Genomic DNA, 212 nt, shown 5'->3' with positions numbered 1-212 from the left:
AGAAACACACGTTCGTAGACATATTGAATTGACAGCCGTTTTAACAGAGATGTTAAAACAAAAGAATAAGAGTAATGGAATCGATAGATTCGAAAAGAACCGATAGAGAACGCATCGCAATATAATATAAAAAATATACGATGAAGAGTTTGATCCTGGCTCAGGATGAACGCTAGCGGCAGGCTTAACACATGCAAGTCGAGGGGTAGAGT

The 212-nt window shown here is 38.7% G+C and carries 1 rRNA gene; it reads left to right on the top strand.

From position 1 onward, the window contains the following. Positions 1 to 137: 137 nt before the first annotated feature. A 16S ribosomal RNA gene (locus ACHRV3_RS23090) occupies positions 138 to 212 on the top strand; the annotation flags it as partial.

It is taken from the genome of Flavobacterium sp. FlaQc-49 (assembly GCF_044005985.1).
Classification (GTDB): Bacteria; Bacteroidota; Bacteroidia; order Flavobacteriales; family Flavobacteriaceae; genus Flavobacterium; species Flavobacterium cupriresistens.
Note: the sequence above shows the minus strand (reverse complement) of the source record. Positions and strands in the feature narration are given on the sequence as shown.